The organism is Inquilinus sp. (assembly GCF_057815775.1).
Genome location: NZ_JBYRFX010000944.1, coordinates 1 through 5406, shown reverse-complemented (window position 1 = coordinate 5406; position 5406 = coordinate 1). Strand labels below are relative to the sequence as shown.

Genomic DNA, 5406 nt, shown 5'->3' with positions numbered 1-5406 from the left:
CCCGATGGAGCTGTCGACCTATTTCCGCATCAACGCGCGCAACACCGGGCAGTTCGAGCGGACGCTGATCATCGTCGAGGACGGCGGGTCCGTCTCCTATCTGGAGGGCTGCACGGCGCCGCAGCGCGACGAGAACCAGTTGCATGCGGCGGTGGTGGAGCTGGTGGCGATGGATGACGCCACGATCAAATACAGCACGGTGCAGAACTGGTTTCCCGGCGACGAGAACGGGGTGGGCGGCATCTACAACTTCGTCACCAAGCGCGGCGCCTGCCGCGGGGCGCGCAGCAAGATCAGCTGGACGCAGGTGGAGACCGGGTCGGCGATCACCTGGAAATACCCGTCCTGCATCCTGCAGGGCGACGACAGCGTGGGTGAGTTCTACTCGGTGGCGGTGACCACCAATCACCAGCAGGCCGATACCGGCACCAAGATGATCCATATCGGGAAGAACACGACCTCCCGGATCATCTCCAAGGGCATCTCGGCCGGCAAGTCGGACAACACCTATCGCGGCCTGGTGCGGATCCTGCCGGGCGCCGAGGGCGCGCGCAATTTCACCCAGTGCGACAGCCTGCTGATCGGCGACAAGTGCGGCGCCCACACCGTGCCGTATATCGAAAGCCGCAACCCGACGGCGCAGGTCGAGCATGAGGCGACGACCAGCAAGGTCAGCGACGACGTGCTGTTCTACTGCCGCCAGCGCGGCATCGGCACGGAAGAGGCGCTGGGCCTGATCGTCAACGGCTTCTGCCGCGAGGTGCTGCAGGCGCTGCCGATGGAATTCGCGGTCGAGGCACAGAAGCTGGTCGGGATCAGCCTGGAAGGTTCGGTCGGCTGAGGCCGATCGGTTGAGGATCCGCCGCGTCGGCGGCGGATCAGAGGAACGGCCGCGGCGAAGCGGCGAGGGAACGCGGAATGCTCGAGATCAAGGACCTGCAGGTCGCCGTCGATGGCAAGGAGATCCTCAAGGGGGTCTCGCTCACGGTGAACAAGGGTGAAATCCACGCCATCATGGGGCCGAACGGGTCCGGCAAGTCGACGCTTAGCTACGTCATCGCCGGGCGCGACGGCTATGAGGTCACCGGCGGGTCGATCACCTTCCAGGGCCAGGATTTGCTGGCGATGGAGCCGGAAGAGCGGTCGCGCGCGGGCGTGTTCCTGGCGCTCCAGTATCCGCTCGAAGTCGCCGGTGTCGGCACCGTCACCTTCCTGCGCACCGCCTACAACGCCCACCGCAAGCATCGCGGCGAGGCCGATCTGGACCCGATGCAGTTCACCAAGCTGCTGCGCGAAAAGGCCAAGGGCCTCGGCATCGAGACCGACATGCTGAAGCGGTCGGTCAATGTCGGCTTCTCCGGCGGCGAGAAGAAGCGCAACGAGGCGCTGCAGATGGCGCTGCTGGAGCCGACGCTCGCGGTGCTTGACGAGACCGACAGCGGCCTCGACATCGACGCGCTCAAGGTGGTGGCCGAAAGCGTGAACCGGCTGCGCTCGCCGGACCGGGCCGCGCTGGTCATCACCCACTACCAGCGGCTGCTTAGCCACATCATCCCCGACCGGGTCCATGTCCTGGCCGATGGCCGGATCGTGCGGTCCGGCGGCAAGGAGCTGGCGCTGGAGCTCGAAGAAAAGGGCTATGCCGGCGACATCTCTGCCAGCACCGGCACGGCGGCCGCGTGAGGCCGTCATGACCGAACGGACCACGACGCCCCCTGTCGTCGCCGCCCAGCGCGAGCGCTTTGCCGCCCGCCGGGCCGGCCTGCCGGGGGTTGGCCGCAGCGCCATCGACCGCCGGCGCGAGGCGGGGATGACCCGCTTCGAAAGCCTCGGCCTGCCGACGCGCAAGCTGGAAGCCTGGAAATACACCGACCTGCGGCGGCTGGAGAAGTTCAGCTTCGACCGTGCCTCGGCCGATGCCGGCCAGTCGGGTATCGCCTTGCCCGCGGTGCTGCGCGAATTCGTGCCGGCGCAGGGCCCGTCGATGGTGTTCGTCAACGGCCGGCTGCGGCATGACCTGTCGCATCTCGCCGACCTGCCGCAGGGCCTGCGTCTCGGCGGCTATGCCGCGGCGCTGGAGGAGGGCGACGCGGATGTCGAATCCCGCTTCGCCGCCACCGCGGCTTCGGCATCGATGGTCGAGCTGAACACCGCCCTGGTTGAGGATGGCGCGGTGCTGCGCATCGCGGCCAATGCCGTGATCGAGGCGCCGATCCGCCTCGTCTTCCTGACCGCACCCGGCGAGGAGCCGGTGGCGAGCCACCCGCGGATCCTGATCCTGGCCGGTGCCAACAGCCAGGCCACGGTGATCGAATCCTATCATGGCACCGACGGTGCGGCGTATTTCACCAATGCGGTGGGCGATGCCGAGATCGGCGACGGCGCCCGGCTGCGCCACTATCGGCGGCAGAGCGAGGGGCTGCAGGCGGTCCATCTCATCAATGGCAGCGTCCGCATCGGCCGCGACGCCACCTATGACAGCTTCACCCTCAGCCTCGGCTCCGACCTGGCGCGGACCGAGGTGACGGCGACCTTCACCGGTCCCGGCGGCAACGGCCACGTCACCGGCGCCTATCTGGCCGATGGCAACCGCCATATCGACACCACCACGCTGATCGACCACGCCGTGCCGGATTGCCGGTCGCGCGAAGTGTTCAAGGGCGTGCTGGACGACAAGGGCCGCGGCGTCTTCCAGGGCAAGATCATTGTCCGGCGCGACGCTCAGCGGACCGACGGCTATCAGCTGAACCGGGCCCTGATGCTGTCGCGCACCGCCGAGATCGACAGCAAGCCGGAGCTGGAGATCTATGCCGACGACGTCAAGTGCAGCCACGGCGCCACGGTCGGCGAGATCGACTCCGCGGCGCTGTTCTACCTGCGCAGCCGCGGCATCGGTGAACGCGCGGCGCGGGCCATGCTGGTCGAGGCGTTCCTGCGCGACGCGCTGGAGGAGATCGCCGACGAGGCGATCCGCGACGAATTCGGCGCTGCGGTCGAGCTCTGGCTCGCTGGTCGGCATCAGGAGGGTTAGGTCCGATGGACACGCGGCTCCACACGAGCGGCATCAATGCCTATGACGTCAACGCGATCCGGGCGGATTTCCCGATCCTGTCGCGCACCGTCTACGGCAAGCCGCTGGTCTATCTCGACAACGCCGCCTCGGCGCAGAAGCCGCGCCAGGTGATCGAGGCCGAAAGCCGCGTCTACCGGGAAGAATACGCCAACGTCCATCGCGGCCTGCACTATCTCAGCGGTGCCGCGACCGATGCCTTCGAGGCGTCGCGCGAGGCGGTGAAGAGCTTCATCAACGCGCGCTCGATCAAGGAAGTCATCTACACCCGCGGCACCACCGAGGCGATCAACCTGGTCGCCCAGACCTGGGGCCGTGCCTTCCTCAAGGAAGGGGACGAGATCATCGTCTCGGTGCTGGAGCACCACTCCAACATCGTGCCCTGGCAGCTACTGGCGCAGGAGAAGGGACTGACCCTCCGCGTCGCCCCGATCGACGACGACGGCAACTTCCTGCTCGGCGAATTCGAGAAGCTCCTGTCGCCGAAGACCAAGCTGGTCGCGCTCACCTACATGTCGAACGCGCTGGGCACCATCGTCCCGATCAAGGCGGTGATCGACCGGGCGCATGCGGTCGGCGCCAAGGTGCTGGTCGACGCCGCCCAGGCGATCACCCACATGCCGATCGACGTCCAGGCACTGGATTGCGATTTCCTGGCCTTCTCCGGCCACAAGCTGTACGGCCCGACCGGCATCGGCATCCTCTACGGCCGCGAGGAATTGCTGGAGGCGATGCCGCCCTGGCAGGGCGGCGGCGAGATGATCCGCACCGTCAGCTTCTCCGGCACCACCTTTGCCGAGCTGCCGGCGAAGTTCGAGGCCGGTACCCCGGCCATCGCCCAGGCGATCGCGCTGAAGGCGGCGATCGACTACGTCACCGGCCTGGGCCTCGACACCATCGCGGCGCATGAGCGCGAGTTGCTGGACTACGGCGTCGAACGCCTGTCGCATGTGCCGGGGCTGACCATCGTCGGCCGGGCGCAGGAGCGGGCCTCGATCATCTCCTTCGCGATGGATTGCGCCCATCCGCACGACATCGGCACGGTGATCGACCAGGCCGGCGTCGCGGTCCGGGCCGGCCATCACTGCGCCCAGCCGCTGATGGAACGCCTGCACCTGCCGGCGACGGCGCGGGCCTCTTTCGCCCTGTACAACACCAAGGCCGAGATCGACGTGATGGCCGAGGCGCTGGACAAGGTGGTCAAGATGTTCGCGAGATGACCATGCCGCTATCGCCCGAAGAGTTGGAGGAGAACTTCTCCCTCCTCGACGATTGGGAGGAGCGCTACGCCTACATCATCAGCCTGGGCGATGCGCTGCCGCCGTTCCCGGACGCCGAGCGGGTCGAGGCGAACAAGGTGCATGGCTGCCAGAGCCAGGTCTGGCTGGTAGCCCGGCCGGAAGACCAGGCGCCCGACCGCATCGTGTTCCAGGGCGATAGCGACGCCCGCATCGTCAAGGGCCTGATCGCCATCGTCATCGCCGTGTTCTCCGGCCGACGGCCGGAAGAGGTGGCGGCGATGGATCTGCGCGGGCTGTTCAACCGGCTCGGCCTCGACACCCATCTGACCAGCGGGCGCCGCAACGGCCTGGCCTCGATGGTCGAACGGATCAAGGAGATCGCACGGCGTGTCATCGCCGCGCGGGAGGCGACATCATGAGCAATTTCCCCGACGACGGCCTCGGCTTGCACGACTTCATGCGTGCCGGCACGCTGGATATGCCGGAGCCGGACTGGATCCATGTCCGCACGCCGATGTCGAAGGTGACCTACCCGCTCGACGTCGAAGCCACGCGTTCGGCTGTCATGGACAACCTGACCCTGGTTTTCGACCCGGAGCTGCCGGTCAACATCGTCGAGCTCGGGCTGATCTACCGGGTCGAGGTCGCGCCGGATGGCAAGGTCGCGATCGACATGACCCTGACCGCGCCGAACTGCCCGGTCGCCGGCACGATGCCGATCCTGGTGGAGCGGGGGGCCTTGTCGGTTCCCGGCGTCACCGAGGCCAAGGTGACCCTGACCTGGAGTCCGCCCTGGTCGATGGAGCTGGCCAGCGAGGATGCCCGGTTGGCGCTGGGCTTTTGACGAAACCGGCCGGTTTGGCCGAGACGACCTGCATTGCAGCCGCAGACCGTTGAATCCTTTCTGCAATCGGCCCATCTTGTGGGTCGAGGACACGAGGTGATCTGATGCGCGCCCTGCCACCGCCGATCTCCCTGACCGACCGCGCCGCCGACCGCGTGCGCGAGTTGATCGCGAAGTCGACCAAGCCGATCCTGGGCCTGCGCGTCGGGTCAAAGCCCGCGGCTGCTCCGGCCTCAGCTACTTCATGGAAT

6 protein-coding genes are annotated in these 5406 nt (G+C 67.3%); all 6 read left to right on the top strand.

Translation table 11 applies throughout. From position 1 onward, the window contains the following. Positions 1-841, top strand: an 841-nt coding sequence (gene sufB / locus AC3XYG_RS33705; RefSeq protein WP_489144257.1) for a Fe-S cluster assembly protein SufB, incomplete at its 5' end; no start/stop codon positions are given. A 77-nt stretch (positions 842-918) separates the two neighbouring features. Next, a complete protein-coding gene (gene sufC, locus AC3XYG_RS33700; protein ID WP_489144256.1) occupies positions 919-1683 on the top strand; it encodes a Fe-S cluster assembly ATPase SufC in 765 nt (254 codons plus the stop codon). Between the two features lie 7 nt (positions 1684-1690). Next, positions 1691-3031, top strand: a complete 1341-nt coding sequence (gene sufD / locus AC3XYG_RS33695; protein ID WP_489144255.1) for a Fe-S cluster assembly protein SufD — start codon at positions 1691-1693, stop codon at positions 3029-3031. Between the two features lie 5 nt (positions 3032-3036). Then, entirely contained in the window at positions 3037-4290 is a 1254-nt protein-coding gene (locus AC3XYG_RS33690; protein WP_489144254.1) for a SufS family cysteine desulfurase, read from the top strand. After that, positions 4287-4730, top strand: a complete 444-nt coding sequence (locus AC3XYG_RS33685; protein ID WP_489144253.1) for a SufE family protein — start codon at positions 4287-4289, stop codon at positions 4728-4730. Before AC3XYG_RS33690 ends, AC3XYG_RS33685 begins: the two co-directional genes overlap by 4 nt. Then, positions 4727-5155, top strand: a complete 429-nt coding sequence (locus AC3XYG_RS33680; RefSeq protein ID WP_489144252.1) for an iron-sulfur cluster assembly protein — start codon at positions 4727-4729, stop codon at positions 5153-5155. Before AC3XYG_RS33685 ends, AC3XYG_RS33680 begins: the two co-directional genes overlap by 4 nt. The last annotated feature ends 251 nt before the right edge of the window (positions 5156-5406 follow it).